General features: G+C 67.0%; 15 protein-coding genes. 8 read left to right on the top strand and 7 right to left on the bottom strand.

Features of this window, described 5'->3' with window-relative positions:
- Nucleotides 1-102: 102 nt before the first annotated feature.
- Nucleotides 103-723, bottom strand: coding sequence for a hypothetical protein (locus tag HMPREF1224_RS26775; RefSeq protein ID WP_003101226.1), 621 nt, complete (start codon nucleotides 721-723; stop codon nucleotides 103-105).
- Between the two features lie 100 nt (nucleotides 724-823).
- Here HMPREF1224_RS26775 and HMPREF1224_RS26770 point away from each other — a divergent pair, with 100 nt between their 5' ends.
- Both HMPREF1224_RS26770 and HMPREF1224_RS26765 read left to right on the top strand, forming a co-directional pair.
- The gene (locus HMPREF1224_RS26770) at nucleotides 824-1,324 is read left to right on the top strand and encodes an LEA/WHy family protein (protein WP_003101228.1); all 501 of its coding nucleotides are present in this window, start codon (nucleotides 824-826) and stop codon (nucleotides 1,322-1,324) included.
- Nucleotides 1,325-1,396: 72 nt separating this feature from the next.
- Complete coding sequence (locus tag HMPREF1224_RS26765) at nucleotides 1,397-1,738, top strand: zinc ribbon domain-containing protein YjdM (RefSeq protein ID WP_003101229.1); 342 nt, start codon at nucleotides 1,397-1,399, stop codon at nucleotides 1,736-1,738.
- A gap of 81 nt (nucleotides 1,739-1,819) precedes the next feature.
- On the opposite strand, the gene gabP is transcribed toward HMPREF1224_RS26765, so the two are convergent.
- The 4 genes from gabP to bauA all read right to left on the bottom strand — a co-directional run bounded on the left by gabP (nucleotide 1,820) and on the right by bauA (nucleotide 6,626).
- Nucleotides 1,820-3,247 (bottom strand): GABA permease, encoded by a 1,428-nt coding sequence (gene gabP / locus HMPREF1224_RS26760; protein ID WP_003083784.1) that lies wholly within the window; start codon nucleotides 3,245-3,247, stop codon nucleotides 1,820-1,822.
- A 168-nt stretch (nucleotides 3,248-3,415) separates the two neighbouring features.
- Entirely contained in the window at nucleotides 3,416-4,909 is a 1,494-nt protein-coding gene (locus HMPREF1224_RS26755; protein ID WP_003101230.1) for a CoA-acylating methylmalonate-semialdehyde dehydrogenase, read from the bottom strand.
- A gap of 83 nt (nucleotides 4,910-4,992) precedes the next feature.
- Nucleotides 4,993-5,280, bottom strand: a complete 288-nt coding sequence (bauB, locus tag HMPREF1224_RS26750) for a beta-alanine degradation protein BauB (RefSeq protein WP_003083790.1) — start codon at nucleotides 5,278-5,280, stop codon at nucleotides 4,993-4,995.
- Nucleotides 5,280-6,626 carry a beta-alanine--pyruvate aminotransferase gene (bauA, locus tag HMPREF1224_RS26745; RefSeq protein WP_003101231.1) on the bottom strand — a complete coding sequence of 449 codons (1,347 nt, stop codon included), beginning with the start codon at nucleotides 6,624-6,626 and terminating at the stop codon, nucleotides 5,280-5,282. Before bauA ends, bauB begins: the two co-directional genes overlap by 1 nt.
- A gap of 134 nt (nucleotides 6,627-6,760) precedes the next feature.
- Between bauA and bauR the strand changes: the two genes are divergently transcribed.
- A complete protein-coding gene (bauR, locus tag HMPREF1224_RS26740; RefSeq protein WP_003083805.1) occupies nucleotides 6,761-7,678 on the top strand; it encodes an HTH-type transcriptional activator BauR in 918 nt (305 codons plus the stop codon).
- Nucleotides 7,679-7,790: 112 nt separating this feature from the next.
- Here the strand turns inward: bauR and guaD are convergent, their stop codons facing one another.
- A complete protein-coding gene (guaD, locus tag HMPREF1224_RS26735) occupies nucleotides 7,791-9,161 on the bottom strand; it encodes a guanine deaminase (protein ID WP_003128340.1) in 1,371 nt (456 codons plus the stop codon).
- Nucleotides 9,162-10,271: 1,110 nt separating this feature from the next.
- Between guaD and HMPREF1224_RS26730 the strand changes: the two genes are divergently transcribed.
- The 5 genes from HMPREF1224_RS26730 (at nucleotide 10,272) to ahpF (ending at nucleotide 16,327) form a co-directional block, all read left to right on the top strand.
- Nucleotides 10,272-11,843 carry an ABC transporter ATP-binding protein gene (locus tag HMPREF1224_RS26730; protein WP_010793579.1) on the top strand — a complete coding sequence of 524 codons (1,572 nt, stop codon included), beginning with the start codon at nucleotides 10,272-10,274 and terminating at the stop codon, nucleotides 11,841-11,843.
- Nucleotides 11,843-12,940, top strand: a complete 1,098-nt coding sequence (locus HMPREF1224_RS26725; RefSeq protein WP_003112631.1) for an ABC transporter permease — start codon at nucleotides 11,843-11,845, stop codon at nucleotides 12,938-12,940. The genes HMPREF1224_RS26730 and HMPREF1224_RS26725 overlap by 1 nt, the downstream gene beginning before the upstream one ends.
- Before the next feature lie 22 nt (nucleotides 12,941-12,962).
- On the top strand, nucleotides 12,963-13,889 hold the full coding sequence (locus HMPREF1224_RS26720) for an ABC transporter permease (RefSeq protein WP_010793578.1): 927 nt from the start codon (nucleotides 12,963-12,965) through the stop codon (nucleotides 13,887-13,889).
- 164 nt (nucleotides 13,890-14,053) lie between these two features.
- Nucleotides 14,054-14,617, top strand: coding sequence for an alkyl hydroperoxide reductase subunit C (ahpC, locus tag HMPREF1224_RS26715; RefSeq protein WP_003083828.1), 564 nt, complete (start codon nucleotides 14,054-14,056; stop codon nucleotides 14,615-14,617).
- Nucleotides 14,618-14,761: 144 nt separating this feature from the next.
- Nucleotides 14,762-16,327, top strand: a complete 1,566-nt coding sequence (gene ahpF, locus HMPREF1224_RS26710; protein WP_003111221.1) for an alkyl hydroperoxide reductase subunit F — start codon at nucleotides 14,762-14,764, stop codon at nucleotides 16,325-16,327.
- Between the two features lie 79 nt (nucleotides 16,328-16,406).
- Here ahpF and ppk2 read toward each other — a convergent pair whose 3' ends face one another.
- A complete protein-coding gene (gene ppk2, locus HMPREF1224_RS26705) occupies nucleotides 16,407-17,303 on the bottom strand; it encodes a polyphosphate kinase 2 (RefSeq protein WP_003121626.1) in 897 nt (298 codons plus the stop codon).
- Nucleotides 17,304-17,489: the final 186 nt, after the last annotated feature.

The raw sequence follows: 17,489 nt of genomic DNA, 5'->3' as shown, positions 1-17,489 counted from the left end.
AGCAATCGCCCGGCTGTTTCGTCCGTCGAAAAAACCTTTATCGATCAGTGGGTTGAATGAGGAGCCCGCCCCGAGCGGGGCGGGCGGAAGGACGGCGTGGGATTACCAGGCCTGGTTGAAGTGGAAGCCCTGCCTGGGCGAGAAGCGGGTGTTGACGAGCTTGTAGCCTTCCTCGCCGCGTGGCTTGACCAGCGAGACCTGGCCGACCTGCGGTTGGGTGATCTGTTGCAGGGTGGTCAGGCTGGCCTGCTTGAGCACCTCGGGGTTCTTCGCCCAGTCCTTCACTTCGCGTGGCTTGACCTCGACGGTGACCAACCAGCCCTTTTCCACGGCCGGGCCGTAGTCGTCGGGCTTGGCGGGGTCCACCGAACGGACGCTGACGTCGAAGCCGCTGCTGTAGCAGAAGGCCTTCGACTCGGGCTTGTAGTCCTCGCGGCCGGCGGGCGTGAGGTCGTAGGAATCGCCGTCGCGGCGCAGCAGGCCGACGCCGACCAGCGCGTCGTAGACCGCGGCGTTGCCTTTCGCCGGGCCGGGGCCGGAGAAGCTGTCGGAGAGCGTCACCGGGAACGTCTTGAACAGGGTGGAGCTGGCGCAGGCGGGTTTGTCGAAGCCGCGCTCGGCGAGCAGGCGGGCGATCTCCTCGCTGGACGGAGCGGAGTCCGAGCAGGCGGCGAGGAACAGTGGGAGGGCGGCGACGAGGCCGCGCAGAACGCGTGTAGGCATGGGCATGTCCTTTGTCCATTGGCGCAGCCGGATCGGCTGCGCGGCGAATTCTAGCGGCTGTGGCACCATGGGCGCACATTCGACCCAAGGAGGAGAACCCATGCGCCTGCCTGCGAACCTCGGCCGCCTGCTGCCGGCCCTGTGCCTGGGCGTCCTGTTGAGCGCCTGCAGCACCTTCGGCCAGCGCGATCCGTTGCGTATCGACCTGGTCGGCCTGGAACCCCTGCCGGGGCAAGGCATGGAAATGCGCTTCATGGTCAAGCTGCGGGTACAGAACCCCAACGACGAGCCGATCGAATACAACGGCATCGCCCTCGACCTCGACGTCAACGGCCAGCCCCTGGCCAGCGGCGTCAGCGACCAGACCGGCGAGGTGCCGCGCTTCGGCGAGCGGGTGGTGAGCGTGCCGCTGACCGTCTCCGCCTTTTCCGCCTTCCGCCAGGCCTGGGGCCTGAGCAACAACGCTCCGACCCGGGGCATGCCCTACGTGGTGAAGGGCAAGCTCGCCGGAGGCCTGTTCGGCACCGTGCGCTTCAGCGAAAAGGGCACCCTCGACTTCTCCGGGCCGGCCGTCGGCGCGCCGAAGACCAAGGGGCTCTGAGGCGGTTCGGCAGGGGAGCGAGAAACCCTATATAATCTGCGGTTTTCGTCCCCCTGCTGAAGAGAGAATGCCGTGAGCACGCTGCCGCCCTGTCCCCAATGCAACTCCGAATACACCTACGAGGATGGTGCGCTGCTGGTCTGCCCGGAGTGCGCCCATGAATGGTCGCCGAACGAGGCCGCTACGGCGTCCGATGATGGCAAGGTGATCAAGGATTCGGTGGGCAACGTTCTCCAGGACGGCGATACCATCACCGTGATCAAGGACCTGAAAGTGAAAGGCTCCTCGCTGGTGGTGAAGGTCGGCACCAAGGTGAAGAACATCCGCCTGGTGGACGGCGACCACGACATCGATTGCAAGATCGACGGCATTGGCGCGATGAAGCTGAAATCGGAATTCGTCAGGAAGGTCTGAGACGACCTTGCCTGAAGAAGCCCGGCCATTGGCCGGGCTTTTCTTTGGAGGGCTGTCTGGGTTCTTCCCCCGGTGGTGGACTCAGACCCGCGCCGTCTTCCCGGCGTAGTCCTCGCCGAGGCGCGGCTTGCGTCGCGCGTTGAGCAGCCCGAGGCAGACGGTGAAGATCGTCAGCAGAGCGGTGGCGAACACCTCGTGACGGTGCTCCGGCATGATCAGCATGATGCTCAGCGCGGCGACGATGAACAGGATCACCGCCCAGGTCAGCCAGGGATATAGCCACATGCGGAACTCGATGGGCTGGCCGCTGGCCTGCAATTGCTTGCGCATGCGCAACTGGGCCACGGCGATCACCAGGTACACCAGTAGCGCCACGGCGCCGGAGCTGGCGAGGAGGAAGGTGAAGACCTTCTCCGGTGCGAAGTAGTTGACGATGGTGGTGAGGAAGCCCACCGCGGTGCTGGCCAGCACCGCCGGGCGTGGTACGTGGGCGGTGTTGGTCAGCTTGAGCACGCTTGGGGCGTCGCCGCGCTTGGCCAGGGAGAAGACCATCCGCGACGAGGTGTAGATCGCCGAGTTCAGGCAACTGGCCACGGCGACCAGTACCACCAGGTCGACGATCAGCTTGGCGTGCGGGATGTCCAGCAGCTCCAGGGCGCGCTGGTAGGAGCCGACCTGGATCAGCAGCGGGTCGTTCCACGGCACGATGGAGATCACGATGAAGATCGACACCAGGTAGAACAGGCCGATCCGCCAGATCACCGAGTTGGTGGCGCGGGTGATCTGCTTCGCCGGGTCCTTGGACTCGGCGGCGGCGATGGTGACGATCTCGGTGCCCATGAAGCTGAACATGGTCGTCAGCAGGGCGCCGAGCACCGCGCCGTAGCCGTTCGGTACGAAGCCGCCGTGGCTCGCCATCAGGCTGGACAGGCCGCTGACCTCACGCTCCGGCAGGCCGCCGACGATGGCCACCGCGCCGAGCACGATGAAGGCGATGATGGCGATCACCTTGAGCAGCGCGAACCAGAACTCGAACTCGCCGTAGCGGGCCACGCTGAAGAGGTTGGTGACGGTGAGCAGGAAGGTCACCGCGAGGGCGAAGATCCAGGTGTCGATGGCCGGGAACCAGGCGTTGAGTATGGCCGCGGCGGCGATCGCTTCGAGTGGGATCACCAGCACCCAGAACCACCAGTAGAGCCAGCCGATGGTGAAACCGGCCCAGCGGCCGATGGAGCGGTCGGCGTAGGTGGAGAAGGAACCGGTATCGGGGGAGGCGACCGCCATTTCGCCGAGCATGCGCATGACCAGCACCACCAGGGTGCCGGCGATCAGGTAGGCGAGCAGGGCGGCCGGGCCGGCGGCGGCGATGGCATGGCCGGAGCCGACGAACAGGCCGGCGCCGATCACCCCGGCGATCGACAGCATGGTGACGTGGCGTTGTTTCAGGCCGGGCGCGAGCGAGGCGTTGCGCTTGTTCGGCAGTTGTGAAGCCAGTACGACTTTGGACATCGTTGAGACCCTTTAATTGTTCTTGGGCAAGGTCTGGGCCGCCTTGTGGGCGACGCCATGGGTGCGGCCGTGGGTGAGGTTTCACGGCGGTGGAACGTTGCGGACTCCTGATTGCGGAAAAAGAAAAAAGGCATGGTCGTTACCGACCATGCCTGTCGTCGTCAGCCTTCAGAGGCTGGGGAAGGCGAATTGCGAGGCCTCGTGGCTGGCCCGCTGCGGCCAGCGCTGGGTGATGGCCTTGCGCCGGGTGTAGAAGCGCACGCCGTCCGGGCCGTAGGCGTGGAGGTCGCCGAACAGCGAGCGCTTCCAGCCGCCGAAGCTGTGGTAGGCCACCGGCACCGGCAGCGGGACGTTGACGCCGACCATGCCGACCTCGATCTCGTCGCAGAACAGGCGTGCGGCCTCGCCGTCGCGGGTGAAGATGCAGGTGCCGTTGCCGTATTCGTGGTCGTTGATCAACTGCATGGCCTCTTCCAGGCTGTTGACGCGAACCACGCACAGCACCGGGCCGAAGATCTCTTCCTTGTAGATGGTCATTTCCGGGGTCACCCGGTCGAACAGGCTGCCGCCGAGGAAGAAGCCGTTCTCGTGGCCGGCGACCTGGTAGCCGCGGCCGTCCACCACCAGCTCCGCGCCCTGGGCCACGCCGCTGTCGATGTAGCCGGTGACCTTGGCCTGCGCGGCGGCAGTGACCAGCGGGCCCATGTCGAGGCCGCAGGAAGTGCCGGCGCCGATCTTCAGCGCCTTGATCTGCGGAACCAGCTTGGCGATCAGCGCGTCGGCCACCTGGTCGCCGACGCATACCGCCACCGAGATCGCCATGCAGCGCTCGCCGCAGGAGCCGTAGGCGGCACCCATCAGCGCGCTGACGGCGTTGTCGAGGTCGGCGTCGGGCATCAGCACCGCATGGTTCTTCGCGCCGCCCAGGGCCTGCACGCGCTTGCCGCGCTTGGTGCCCTCGGCATAGATGTATTCGGCGATGGGGGTCGAGCCGACGAAGCTGATGGCCTTCACTTCCGGCGCCTGGAGCAGGCCGTCCACGGCTTCCTTGTCGCCGTGCACCACGTTCAGCACGCCCTTCGGCAGGCCGGCTTCGTGGAACAGCTCGGCGATCAGCAGGGTGGAGCTGGGGTCGCGCTCGGAGGGCTTGAGGATGAAGGTGTTGCCGCAGGCGATGGCCAGCGGGTACATCCACAGCGGCACCATCGCCGGGAAGTTGAACGGGGTGATCCCGGCGACCACGCCGATCGGCTGGAAGTCGCTCCAGGCGTCGATGTTCGGGCCGACGTTGCGGCTGTACTCGCCCTTGAGGATTTCCGGGGCGGCGCAGGCGTACTCGACGTTCTCGATGCCGCGCTTGAGTTCGCCGGCGGCGTCTTCCAGGGTCTTGCCGTGCTCTTCGCTGATCAGCTTGGAAATCCGCGCCTCGTTCTGCTCCAGCAGTTGCTTGAAGCGGTACAGCACCTGTGCGCGCTTGGCCGGCGGGGTGTTGCGCCAGGCCGGGAAGGCGGCCCTGGCGGCATCGATGGCTTTCTGCAGGGTCTTGCCGTCGGCCAGCGGGACCTTGTGGATGGCTTCGCCGGTGGAGGGGTTGAAGACGTCGGCGCTGCGGCCGTTGTCGGCGACCATTTCGCCGTTGATCAGGTGGTGGAGGGTGCCCATCTTGTCTTGTTCTCTCTTCGCTAGGGGTGACGAAAGGGCCGTGGCCCTTTCCCTTTACCCGCTCCCTGGGGAGCGGGTGCGGATTACTTGATCTCGGTCTCGACGAAGACCACTTCGTGTGCGCTGGCGTTGATCACGTTGTGCTCGACGCCTGCCTTGCGGAAGTAGGCCTGTCCGGCGACCAGCGGCGCGTGACGGTCGCCCTCTGGGGTTTCCAGCAGCAGCGTGCCGTCGGTCAGCGGTACCACCACATAGTCGTGGCCGTGGCGGTGGCGCCCGGTTTCCGCGCCGGGGGCGAAGCGCCATTCGGTCACGATCACCTCGGCGTTGTCCACCTGCACGGTGGGTACGGCTTGCGGGCGGCCGCTCATCAGGCGATGCCGTTGAGCGCTTCGCCGACCGCGTCGAACAGGCGGTCCAGCTCTTCCGGCCTGGCGTTGAAGGTCGGGCCGAATTGCAGGGTATCGCCGCCGAAGCGCACGTAGAAACCCTGTTGCCAGAGCTTCATGCCGGCCTCGAACGGACGCACGGTCGGATCGCCGTCGCGCGGGGCGATCTGGATCGCGCCGGCCAGGCCGCAGTTGCGGATGTCGATGACGTTCTTCGCGCCTTGCAGGCCGTGCAGGACCTTCTCGAAGTGCGGCGCCAGTTCGGCGGACTGCTGCACCAGGTTGTCCCTGGCCAGGATGTCCAGCGCGGCGAGGCCGGCGGCGCAGGCAACCGGGTGCGCGGAGTAGGTGTAGCCGTGGCTGAACTCCACCGCGTGCTCGGGCAGCGCCTGGTTCATGAAGGTGTCGTAGATCTCGCTGCTGGCGATCACCGCGCCCATCGGCACGGCGCCGTTGGTGACCTGCTTGGCGACGTTCATCAGGTCCGGGGTGACGCCGAAGTACTCGGCGCCGCTGTAGGTGCCCAGGCGGCCGAAGGCGGTGATCACCTCGTCGAAGATCAGCAGGATGTTGTGCTGGTCGCAGATCTCGCGCAGGCGCTGCAGGTAGCCGACCGGCGGTACCAGTACGCCGGCGGAGCCGGACATCGGCTCGACGATCACCGCGGCGATGTTCGAGGCGTCGTGCAGTTCGATCAGCTTGAGCAGTTCGTTGGCCAGCTCGACGCCGCCGGTCTGGGCCATCCCGCGGGTGAACGCCATGCCCGGTTGCAGGGTGTGCGGCAGGTGGTCGACGTCCATCAGCTGGCCGAACATCTTGCGGTTGCCGCCGATCCCGCCGAGGCTGGTGCCGGCGACGTTGACCCCGTGGTAGCCGCGGGCGCGGCCGATCAGCTTGGTCTTCTGCGGCTGGCCTTTCAGGCGCCAGTAGGCGCGGGCCATCTTGATCGAGGTGTCGGCGCACTCGGAGCCGGAACCGGTGAAGAACACGTGGTTCAGTTCGCCTGGCAGCAACCCGGCGATCTTCTCGGCCAACTGGAAGGACAGCGGATGGCCGTACTGGAAGCCCGGCGAGTAGTCGAGGGTACCGAGCTGGCGAGCCACCGCCTCCTGGATTTCCTTGCGCGAGTGGCCGGCGCCGCAGGTCCACAGGCCGGACAGGCTGTCGTAGACCTTGCGGCCCTTGTCGTCGGTCAGCCAGCTGCCTTCGGCGGCGACGATGATCCGCGGGTCCTTCTGGAAGTTGCGGTTGGCGGAGAAGGGCATCCAGTGGGCGCGCAGGTTGAGTTCGCTGGAAACCGGCGGGGCCACGTTGAGCGGCTGGTTCATCGTTCGATCCTCGGGCTTTCTTGTTGGAAGGTTCCGCGCACGCGGCGGCGGAGCGTTGGATCAAGCTTGGCCCTGACGAAAGGTTAGATAAAGCTTATTCTTCTCACGTTTAGTTTCGACTGGGTAAAACAATAATGGCCAAATCCCGCAACCCGTCGCTCGGCCAGGTCAGCGATTTCGATATCCGCCTGCTGCGCATCTTCAAGACCATCGTCGAGTGCGGCAGTTTCTCCGCCGCGGAGAGCACTCTCGGCCTCAGCCGCTCGGCGATCAGCCTGCACATGGGCGACCTGGAGAAGCGCCTGGGCATGCGCCTGTGCCAGCGCGGCCGCGCCGGCTTCGCCCTGACCGACGAGGGCCGCGAGGTCTATCGCGCGACCCAGACCCTGCTGGCGGCGCTGGAGGGGTTCCGCGCCGAGGTCAACGACCTGCACCAGCACCTGCGCGGCGAACTCAACATCGGCATCATCAACAACCTGGTGACCCTGCCGCAGATGCGCATCACCCACGCTCTCAGCGCGCTCAAGGGGCAGGGACCGCAGGTGCGGATCAACATCGGCATGACCACCCCCAACGAGATCGAACTGGGCGTGCTCGACGGCCACCTGCATGTCGGCGTGGTGCCGTTGATCAGTCCGCTGTCGGGGCTCGAGTACCTGCCGCTGTATGACGAGCACGCGCAGCTCTATTGCAGCCGCGGCCACGCACTGTTCGAGCGCGCCGACGGCGATATCGCGGTGGACGAGGTGCTCGCCGCGGACGCCGTGGCGCCCAGCTACCGCCTGCCCGCCGAAGCCCAGGCGCGCCACCAGGAGCTGAACAACAGCGCCAGCGCCTCGGACCGCGAGGGCATGGCATTCCTGATCCTGACCGGCAACTTCATCGGCTACCTGCCGTCGCACTACGCTGCCGACTGGGTCGCCGCCGGGATGCTGCGGCCCCTGCTGCCGGAGCGTTTCCACTATGCCATCGCGCTGACCATCGTGACCCGCAAGGGACGCCGGCCGAACCTGGTGCTGGAGCGCTTCCTGGAGGCGGTGGCGGTGTCGTGAGGGCGCGGATTGAGTGACGCGAGCTTCGGCCGCCCGCCGAACGGCGTCTTTTCTCTACGGCGCGAGGAGGTGGCATGCAGCGACGGGCCGAGCCAACGCGGGAAAGAGACTCTCACCCCTTCGCATGGCGCCGCTCCCCCATCACCCAGGTCTCCGCTACCGCGCGGTCGTCGCCCAGGGTGTTCAGCACGAACAGGGTATCGGCCAGGCCGCGCGCATGCTCCATGCGCTGGGCGATCATCGGCGTGGCGGCCAGGTCGAGGGCGACGAAGTCGGCTTCGCGGCCGGGCAGGAAGTTACCGACCAGGCCGTCCAGGTCGAGCGCCCTGGCGCCGCCGAGGGTGGCCAGGTAGAGCGCCTGGAACGGATCGAGGCTGGTGCCGCGCAATTGCTGGATCTTGTAGGCGTCGGCGAGGTTGGCCAGCAGCGACAGGCTGGTGCCGCCGCCGACGTCGCTGCCGATGCCGACGCGGATGCCGTATTGCTGGGCGCGGCCAAGGTCGAACAGGCCGGAGCCGATGAACAGGTTGGAACTGGGACAGTGCGCCAGCGCCGCGTTCTTGTGCGCCAGGCAGCGGCATTCGCGTTCGGAGAGATGGATGCCATGGGCGAACACGCTGCGTTCGCCGACCAGGCCGGCGCGATGATAGACGTCCAGGTAGTCCTGTGCCTGGGGAAACAGCTCGCCGACCCAGGCGACTTCCTTGAGGTTCTCCGAAAGATGGGTGTGCAGGTAGACGCCGGGATACTCGTCCAGCAGGCGCGCCGCCGCGGCCAGTTGCTCGGGCGAGGAGGTCGGCGCGAAGCGCGGGGTGACCGCGTATTGCAGGCGCCCGTTGCCGTGCCAGCGCTCGATCAGCGCGCGGCTCTCGGCGTAGCCACTGGCCGCGGTATCGCACAGCGCCGGCGGCGCGTTGCGGTCCATCAGCACCTTGCCGGCGATCATCCGCAGGCGGCGCTTCTGCGCGGCCTGGAAGAATGCCTCGGCGGATACCGCATGGACCGTGCCGAACACCAGCGCGGTAGTGGTGCCGTGGCGCAGCAGTTCGTCGAGGAACAGCTCGGCCTGGGCGGCGGCGTAGCCGGCATCGGCAAAGCGCTGCTCGGCGGGAAAGGTGTGGGTTTCCAGCCAGTCCAGCAGTTGGGTGCCGTAGGAGGCGATCACTCCGAGTTGCGGGTAATGCACATGGCAGTCGACGAAGCCGGGCAGCAGCAGGCGCTGCGGATGCTCCTCCAGCGGCAGGTCGGCGGGCAGTTGCGGCAGCAGGTAGGCTGCGTGATCGAGCGCGCGCACGTGGCCGTGTTCGATCCACAGCAGGCCGTCCTCGAAATACTCCCAGGCCTTGTCGCCGAGCTTCGCCGGGTCGCCGAGGAAATGCAGGATCCGCCCGCGATGGGCCGAACTGCTCATCGCGCTCCCGCCGTGGTCGGAGTGCAGGATAAGTGGGGGGACGAAGTTGCCAGCAGGTACTGCATCGTTCATCTCCTCTGCTGCCGGAACGGCGCTTTCGCCTCTTTAGTCCGGGAAATCGACGGAAATATCCCGTCTTTGGCGCGTGATCTCGCTTCCGCCATTATGCACTGTGCGCATGCTGTGGATAAGTCTGTGTGTAGCGCGTGTGCGGAAAGATTGCACGAGCCATTGCGGGATGTGCCCATCTAGCTTCCGGCAGGCGATCCGCGGAAAGCGTTCCGGCACCTTGAATCCGCCTTGCGAAATGCCCGGTCGGCAACTGGCGCTTCTGTGGGTTTGTCTGTGGAAAAGCTGTTCGCATTCCCCGTTGAAAAAATGCCTTCGGCGGTCGGGGGAAAGGCATTGGACGGGGCCGCAGGATTTCTCCCGATTGGCGAAAGAGCCAGGGAAAAAGCGCTGTGGAATGCGCCACGACGGTGCATCGCGAAACTGTGGACAGCGGATCCACCCATGGCGCCGCCGAGCATGCTTCCGTCGATCGCCGCGGACTTTCCTGGAAAGCCGGAAAACCCAGTATTCATGGGCATCAGGGCGTCGAAAGGGGAAGTCCCGGAGACATTTTCACGGGCATTCCCGTTCCGCGGGTTTCCTGTGGAAAAGCTGTTGGCAAACTGTGCCGGAAGCGGGCCGCCGGGGCTGCCCCAGGGATTCGGCCGACCCGTGGCTTGGCCGGGAGAGATCGTCCTGCCGTGCTCCTCCGAACGGCTGTCGATATCTTGTGGATAAAGCTGTTGGCAAAGTGTTGGAGAAAATGCCTTGCCAGGTCGCGCCCATGGCCTGCCGGGTTGGCTGTTTTCTGTCCACCGCCGATGTTGCGAAAATCGCCGGGACGATCGGCGCGGGAGGCTTCCCAAGGTCCCGGATGGGCTCCCGACACGCTGTGGATAACTCTGTGAGCAAGGTGGTGATGACTGTTTTGCGACAAATGCTCACGCGGGTGCGCCGCAGGGTTGCCCGCAAATGTGCCGCGGCGTCCCAGGCGTGCCCCGGCTTGGTGCCGCTCGGCGCGGCAGCCTGGCCCGTGGCTCCCGGTGCAAGCCGCGTTCCAGGGCTTTCCTGACCTCCTGGCCAGGTATTTGCACCGGCCGCCGCATCGTCGAGCAACCGATCGGGTCCGCCATGTCCGCACCTTCCTCTTTCGCGCCGCCGCGCCTCGAACTACGCGGGATCAGCAAGCGCTATCCGGGTTGCCTGGCCAACGACCGCATCGACCTGTGCATCGACGCCGGCGAGATCCACGCCCTGCTCGGTGAGAACGGCGCCGGCAAGAGCACGCTGATGAAGATCATCTACGGCGTGACCCGTCCCGATGCCGGCGAGATCCGCTGGCAGGGCGAGCCGGTGCAGGTACGCGACCCGGCTCGCGCCCGGGCGCTGGGGATCGGCATGGTGTTCCAGCATTTCTCCCTGTTCGAGACGCTCAGCGTGGCGGAGAACATCGCGCTCGCCCTCGGCGCCGAGGCGGGCAGCCCGCGCCGGTTGGAGGCGCGTATTCGCGAGGTGTCGCAGCGCTACGGCATGCCGCTGGAGCCTCGCCGGCTGGTCCATGGGCTGTCCATCGGCGAGCGCCAGCGGGTGGAGATCGTGCGCTGCCTGATGCAGGACATCCGCCTGCTGATCCTCGACGAGCCGACCTCGGTGCTGACCCCGCGCGAGGCCGAGGATCTCTTCGTCACCCTGCGCCGTCTTGCGGAGGAGGGCTGCAGTGTCCTCTTCATCAGCCACAAGCTGGCCGAGGTCCGTGCGCTCTGCCAGCGCGCCACGGTGCTGCGCGGCGGACGGGTGGCCGGACAGTGCGTGCCGGCGCAATGTTCCGATCTCGAGCTGGCGCGGCTGATGGTGGGCGACGCCGAGGGCCTGGCGGCGGAGTATCCGAAGGTCACCGGCGGCGCGCCTTTCCTCCAGGTGCGCGACCTGCACTGGCGCAACCCGGACCCCTTCGGCGTGTCCTTCGCTGGCCTCGACCTGGAGGTGCGCAGCGGCGAGATCCTCGGTATCGCCGGGGTCGCCGGCAACGGCCAGGACGAGTTGCTTGCCCTGCTCAGCGGCGAAGTGCGCCTGCCGCGCGCCCAGGCCGAGCGCATCCGCCTAGGCGCCTGCGCCGGCGCGCACCTGGCGCCGGATGCGCGGCGCCGCGCCGGCCAGGCCTTCGTGCCCGCCGAGCGGCTGGGGCACGGCGCGGTACCGGAGATGAGCCTGGCGGACAATGCGTTGCTCACCGCCTTCCAGCAGGGCCTGGTGAAGCGCGGGTTGGTCCGGCGGCGCAAGGTGCTGGCGCTGGCCGAGGAGATCATCCGCCGTTTCGCCGTGAAGGCCCCGGGTGCCGGGGCGCCGGCCCGCAGCCTTTCCGGCGGCAACCTGCAGAAGTTCATCCTCGGCCGCGAGATCCTCCAGGCCCCGCGCCTGCTGGTGGCGGCGCATCCCACCTGGGGCGTGGACGTCGGCGCGGCGGCGCTGATCCACCGCGCGCTGATCGCCTTGCGCGATGCCGGTACGGCGATCCTGGTGGTCTCCGAGGACCTCGACGAGCTGTTCCTGCTCAGCGACCGCATCGCCGCGCTGTGTTCGGGTCGGCTGTGCCCGGCGGTCGCCACCGCGAGCGCTTCGCCGCAGCAGGTCGGCGGCTGGATGGCCGGTCAATTCGAGGCGCCGGCGGCAGTCGCCGGCGCCGTTGCCCAAGGGAGCCTGTGATGCTGTTGTCCCTGGAACCGCGCGGCCGACAGTCACGCTGGATGCTGCTGGCCTCTCCGCTGCTGGCGGGGCTGCTGACCCTGGTCTGCGGTGCGCTGCTGTTCGCCTGTCTCGGCCACGATCCGTGGCAGACCCTGCATACCGTGCTGGTACAGCCGCTCAGCGACCTCTATGGGCTCGGCGAGCTGCTGGTCAAGGCCATGCCGATCCTGCTCTGTGCCCTCGGCCTGGCACTGGCCTACCAGGCGCGCGTGTGGAACATCGGCGCGGAGGGCCAGTTGCTGGTCGGCGCCCTGGCCGGCAGCGCGGTGGCGATCCAGTTGCTCGACTGGCAGAGCCGCTGGGCGCTGGCCTGGGTGCTGCTCGCCGGCACCGCTGCCGGGGCGCTCTGGGCCGGGTTCGCCGCCTGGCTGCGAACGCGCTTCAACGCCAACGAGATCCTGACCACCATCATGCTCAACTACATCGCGCTGAACCTGCTGCTGTACGGCGTGCACGGGCCGTTGAAGGACCCGGATGGCTTCAACTTCCCGCAGTCGGCGCTGTTCGGCGAGGCCAGCCGCCTGCCAGCGCTGTTCGAGGACAGCCGGGTGCACCTTGGCGCATTGTTCGGCCTGCTGGCGCTGGCGGCGGTCTGGGTGCTGGCGCAGCGCAGCTTCCTCGGTTTCCAGGTCCGCGTGCTCGGCCTCGACCGCCGCGCCGCCGGTTTCGTCGGTTTCCGCGAGAAGCGCCTGGTCTGGTTCGTGCTGCTGTTCTCCGGCGCGCTGGCAGGCCTGGCCGGCGTCTGCGAGGTCGCCGGGCCGATCGGCCAACTGGTGCCGCAGGTCTCGCCGGGCTACGGCTATGCGGCGATCACCGTGGCCTTCCTTGGCCGTCTCAATCCGTTCGGCATCCTCTGCGCCAGCCTGCTGATGGCGTTGCTCTACCTCGGCGGCGAGGCCGCGCAGATGAGCCTCAACCTGCCATTGGCGCTGTCCGGGCTGTTCCAGGGGATGATGCTGTTCTTCCTCCTCGCCTGCGACGTGCTGATCCTCTACCGCCCACGTTTGCACGGACGCTGGCGCAAGCGCCCGGCGCTGCGCGACGCCCTGGCCTGAGCCGAACCGCCGAGGAACCACGATGGATATCGATCTGCTCGACAACCTGCTGTTCGCCATGGTCCGCACCGGTACTCCGCTGCTGCTGGTGGCCCTGGGCGAACTGGTCTGCGAGAGAAGCGGGGTGCTCAACCTGGGCCAGGAGGGGATGATGCTGTTCGGCGCGGTGATCGGCTTCATGGTCGCCTTCTCCAGCGGCAGCCTGTGGCTCGGCGTGCTCCTCGCGGTGCTCGCCGGCATGCTGCTGGCGACGCTGTTCGCCGGGGTCGCCCTGTACCTGAACGCCAACCAGGTGGCCTGCGGCCTGGCGCTGACCATCTTCGGCGTCGGCCTGTCGTCGTTCGTCGGCGCCGCCTGGGTCGGCAAGCCGCTGCAAGGGTTCGCCCCGCTGGCGCTGCCGGTGCTGGGCGAGTTGCCGCTGCTCGGGCGCATGCTGTTCGCCCAGGACGCGCTGGTCTACCTGAGCCTGGCGCTGTTCGCCGCGGTCGCCTGGATGCTCCTGCGCAGCCGCGCCGGGCTGGTTCTCCAGGCGGTCGGCGAGAACCCCGACGCGGCCAGCGCGATGGGCCTGCCGGTGCTGCGCGTGCGCACCCTGGCGGTGCTCTTCGGCGGCGCCATGGCCGGCCTGGCCGGTGCCTACCTGTCGCTGGCCTACACGCCGATGTGGGCGGAGAACATGACCGCCGGACGCGGCTGGATCGCCCTGGCGCTGGTGGTCTTCGCCAGTTGGCGGGTGTTCCGCGTGCTGCTCGGTGCCTGGTTGTTCGGCCTGGCCAGCATCCTGCACCTGGTGGCCCAGGGGATCGGGCTGTCGATTCCGGCCAACCTGCTGGCGATGCTGCCCTATGCGGCGACCATCCTGGTGCTGGTCCTGCTCTCCCGCGATGCCCTGCGCACCCGGCTGTATGCCCCGGTTTCCCTGGGCCAGCCGTGGAAGGCCGGGCACTGACGAGGGCAGGTTTTTCGATTAGTTGTTTTAACTATTTATATATTCTTCGATAGATTTAGATAATTTCACTGATGGCCTAAATCAATGGGGTATTTTTGCTGAACCCCGTTAAGATTCTCCCAGTCGATTTGAAACACCCCATTCAACTGAGAGAGGAACGACTGATGTCCCTGATCAACACTCAAGTCCAACCGTTCAAGGTCAATGCTTTCCACAACGGCAAGTTCATCGAGGTGACCGAGGAATCCCTGAAGGGCAAGTGGTCGGTCCTGATCTTCATGCCGGCTGCCTTCACCTTCAACTGCCCGACCGAGATCGAAGACGCCGCCAACAACTACGGCGAGTTCCAGAAAGCCGGTGCCGAGGTCTACATCGTGACCACCGACACCCACTTCTCGCACAAGGTCTGGCACGAAACCTCCCCGGCAGTCGGCAAGGCCCAGTTCCCGCTGATCGGCGACCCGACCCACCAACTGACCAACGCCTTCGGCGTGCACATCCCGGAAGAAGGCCTGGCCCTGCGCGGTACCTTCGTGATCAACCCGGAAGGCGTGATCAAGACCGTCGAGATCCACTCCAACGAGATCGCCCGTGACGTCGGCGAGACCGTGCGCAAGCTGAAGGCCGCCCAGTACACCGCCGCCCACCCGGGCGAAGTCTGCCCGGCCAAGTGGAAGGAAGGCGAGAAGACCCTCGCTCCGTCCCTGGACCTGGTCGGCAAGATCTAAGACCGCGCCGGCGGCATTCGCCGCCAGCCTCTCCGGCGGACGATCCCTCGCGGATCGTCCGCCCTTCACCCAGCCAACGCGCCGTGCAGGGCGGATGTCCCATCCGCCGGGGATACGTTTGCCCGAATTTCGAGGAGCTGAACCATGTTGGACGCCAATCTTAAAACCCAGTTGAAGGCCTACCTGGAAAAGGTCAGCCAGCCGTTCGAGATCGTCGCGTCCCTCGATGACAGCGACAAATCCCGCGAGCTGCTGGGCCTGCTGCAAGACATCGTCGGCCTGACCGACAAGATCACCCTGAAGACCGACGGCAGCGATGCGCGCAAACCGTCGTTCTCGTTGAACCGCCCCGGTGCGGACATCGGCCTGCGCTTCGCCGGTATCCCCATGGGCCACGAATTCACCTCGCTGGTGCTGGCCCTGCTGCAGGTAGGCGGCCACCCCTCCAAGCTCGACGCGGACGTGATCGAGCAGGTCAAGGGCATCGAGGGCACCTTCGAGTTCGAAACCTACTTCTCGCTGTCCTGCCAGAACTGCCCGGACGTGGTCCAGGCGCTGAACCTGATGGCCGTGCTCAACCCGAACATCCGTCACGTCGCCATCGACGGCGCGCTGTTCCAGGATGAGGTCGAGGCGCGCCAGATCATGTCGGTGCCGAGCATCTACCTCAACGGCGAAGTCTTCGGCCAGGGCCGCATGGGCGTGGAAGAGATCCTCGCCAAGATCGACACCGGCGCCGCCGCCCGCGACGCCGAGAAGCTGACCGCCCGCGACGCCTTCGACGTGCTGGTGGTCGGCGGTGGCCCGGCCGGAGCCGCGGCGGCGATCTACGCCGCGCGCAAGGGCATTCGCACCGGCGTCGCCGCCGAGCGCTTCGGCGGCCAGGTGCTGGACACCATGGCCATCGAGAACTTCATCTCGGTGCAGGAGACCGAAGGGCCGAAGCTGGCACGGGCGCTGGAAGAGCACGTGCGTCACTACGAGGTCGACATCATGAACCTGCAGCGCGCCAGCAAGCTGGTTCCGGCGAAGAACGCCGGCGAGTTGCACGAGGTGCGGTTCGAGAGCGGCGGCAGCCTCAAGGCCAAGACCCTGATCCTCGCCACCGGCGCTCGCTGGCGCGAAATGGGCGTGCCCGGCGAGCAGGAATACAAGGCCAAGGGCGTGTGCTTCTGCCCGCACTGCGACGGCCCGCTGTTCAAGGGCAAGCGCGTGGCGGTGATCGGCGGCGGCAACTCTGGCGTCGAGGCGGCCATCGACCTGGCCGGCATCGTCGCCCACGTGACCCTGCTGGAATTCGACAGCAAGTTGCGCGCCGACGCCGTGCTGCAACGCAAGCTCTACAGCCTGCCGAACGTCGAGGTGATCACCAGTGCCCTGACCAGCGAAGTGAAGGGCGACGGCCAGAAGGTCACCGGCCTGGTGTACAAGGACCGCAACTCCGAGGAGTTCAAGTCGATCGAGCTGGAAGGTATCTTCGTGCAGATCGGCCTGCTGCCCAACACCGAGTGGCTCAAGGGCAGCGTCGAGCTGTCGCCGCGCGGCGAGATCATCGTCGACGCCCGTGGCGAGACCTCGCTGCCCGGCATCTTCGCCGCCGGCGACGTGACCACGGTGCCGTACAAGCAGATCGTGATCGCCGTGGGCGAGGGCGCCAAGGCTTCGCTGAGCGCCTTCGACCACCTGATCCGGACCTCCGCGCCGGAGTGACCCGGCCAGCGACCGTCGAACCAGGGACGCCCGGAGCGCGAAAGCGCCCCGGGCGTTTTCGTTGGCGCGACCGCCCGCCTCAGGCCGGGATATCCAGGTTCGCGTGGCCCGGCGCGGCGGCCGCCTCGGCGTAGACCTTCTCGTCCTCCTCGATCACCCGCGAGGCCGGCCCCACCAGCAACGGGTCCGGCTCATGGGCGATGCGCCGGTCCTTGTCCGGGTAGTCCAGCGAGTGCAGGAAGTGGCGGATGCAGTTGAGTCGTGCGCGCTTCTTGTCGTCGGACTTGATGACCGTCCACGGCGCGTCGGCGGTGTCGGTATGGAAGAACATCGCCTGCTTGGCGGCGGTGTAGTCGTCCCACTTGTCCAGAGACTTGATGTCGATGGGCGACAGCTTCCAGTGCTTGAGCGGATCGTCGCGGCGCGAGATGAAGCGCCGCAGTTGTTCCTCGCGGCTCACCGAGAACCAGTACTTGAACAGCAGGATGCCGCTGTTGGTGAGCATGCGCTCCAGCTCCGGCGCCTGGCGCATGAACTCCAGGTATTGCAGCGGCGAACAGAAGCCCATGACCCGCTCGACGCCGGCGCGGTTGTACCAGGAGCGGTCGAAGAAGACCATCTCGCCGGCGGTGGGCAGATGTTGGATGTAGCGCTGGAAATACCACTGGCCCTGCTCCTGGGAGGACGGTTTCTCCAAGGCTACGATCCGCGCGCCGCGCGGGTTCAGGTGTTCCATGAAGCGCTTGATGGTGCCGCCCTTGCCGGCGGCGTCGCGGCCTTCGAACAGGACCACCACGCGCTGGCCGGTCTCCTTCACCCAGCTCTGCACCTTGAGCAGTTCGATCTGCAGGTCGTGCTTGGCCTTCTCGTACTCGTTGCGGCGCATCCGCGTGTGATAGGGATAGTTCGCCGGCAGGCTCGCCGAGGTGCTGTCCTCGCTGCTGCCGTGGGGCGCACTGGCGACCTGCAGGGCCACCGGCTTCTGGCTGATTGCCTGGATCTCCTCGCGGGCCTTCTGCGCCGGGCTGGCCACTCGCGGGCGGCGGGTCGCCGGCTTGCGCGGGGCGCGGCGGGCGGCTGGCCGGGCCGGCTTGGCCGGCTGCGCGGCGGGTTGCTCGGGGGAGGGGGGACTGACAGTGGGTTCTTCGCTCATGCGGGACTC

Origin of the sequence: Pseudomonas sp. P179 (genome assembly GCF_000478485.2) — a bacterium.
GTDB lineage: Bacteria > Pseudomonadota > Gammaproteobacteria > Pseudomonadales > Pseudomonadaceae > Pseudomonas > Pseudomonas aeruginosa.
The sequence above is the reverse complement of the archived record's forward strand: the minus strand, read 5'-3'. Positions and strand labels throughout refer to the sequence as shown.

What these genes read in the sequence shown, in the direction of transcription:
- HMPREF1224_RS26775 (WP_003101226.1), bottom strand. Translation starts at nt 723, where the DNA reads ATGCCTACACGCGTTCTGCGCGGCCTCGTCGCCGCCCTCCCACTGTTC.
- HMPREF1224_RS26770 (WP_003101228.1), top strand. Translation starts at nt 824, where the DNA reads ATGCGCCTGCCTGCGAACCTCGGCCGCCTGCTGCCGGCCCTGTGCCTG.
- gabP (WP_003083784.1), bottom strand. Translation starts at nt 3,247, where the DNA reads ATGTCCAAAGTCGTACTGGCTTCACAACTGCCGAACAAGCGCAACGCC.
- HMPREF1224_RS26755 (WP_003101230.1), bottom strand. Translation starts at nt 4,909, where the DNA reads ATGGGCACCCTCCACCACCTGATCAACGGCGAAATGGTCGCCGACAAC.
- bauB (WP_003083790.1), bottom strand. Translation starts at nt 5,280, where the DNA reads ATGAGCGGCCGCCCGCAAGCCGTACCCACCGTGCAGGTGGACAACGCC.
- bauA (WP_003101231.1), bottom strand. Translation starts at nt 6,626, where the DNA reads ATGAACCAGCCGCTCAACGTGGCCCCGCCGGTTTCCAGCGAACTCAAC.
- bauR (WP_003083805.1), top strand. Translation starts at nt 6,761, where the DNA reads ATGGCCAAATCCCGCAACCCGTCGCTCGGCCAGGTCAGCGATTTCGAT.
- guaD (WP_003128340.1), bottom strand. Translation starts at nt 9,161, where the DNA reads ATGAACGATGCAGTACCTGCTGGCAACTTCGTCCCCCCACTTATCCTG.
- HMPREF1224_RS26730 (WP_010793579.1), top strand. Translation starts at nt 10,272, where the DNA reads ATGTCCGCACCTTCCTCTTTCGCGCCGCCGCGCCTCGAACTACGCGGG.
- HMPREF1224_RS26725 (WP_003112631.1), top strand. Translation starts at nt 11,843, where the DNA reads ATGCTGTTGTCCCTGGAACCGCGCGGCCGACAGTCACGCTGGATGCTG.
- HMPREF1224_RS26720 (WP_010793578.1), top strand. Translation starts at nt 12,963, where the DNA reads ATGGATATCGATCTGCTCGACAACCTGCTGTTCGCCATGGTCCGCACC.
- ahpC (WP_003083828.1), top strand. Translation starts at nt 14,054, where the DNA reads ATGTCCCTGATCAACACTCAAGTCCAACCGTTCAAGGTCAATGCTTTC.
- ahpF (WP_003111221.1), top strand. Translation starts at nt 14,762, where the DNA reads ATGTTGGACGCCAATCTTAAAACCCAGTTGAAGGCCTACCTGGAAAAG.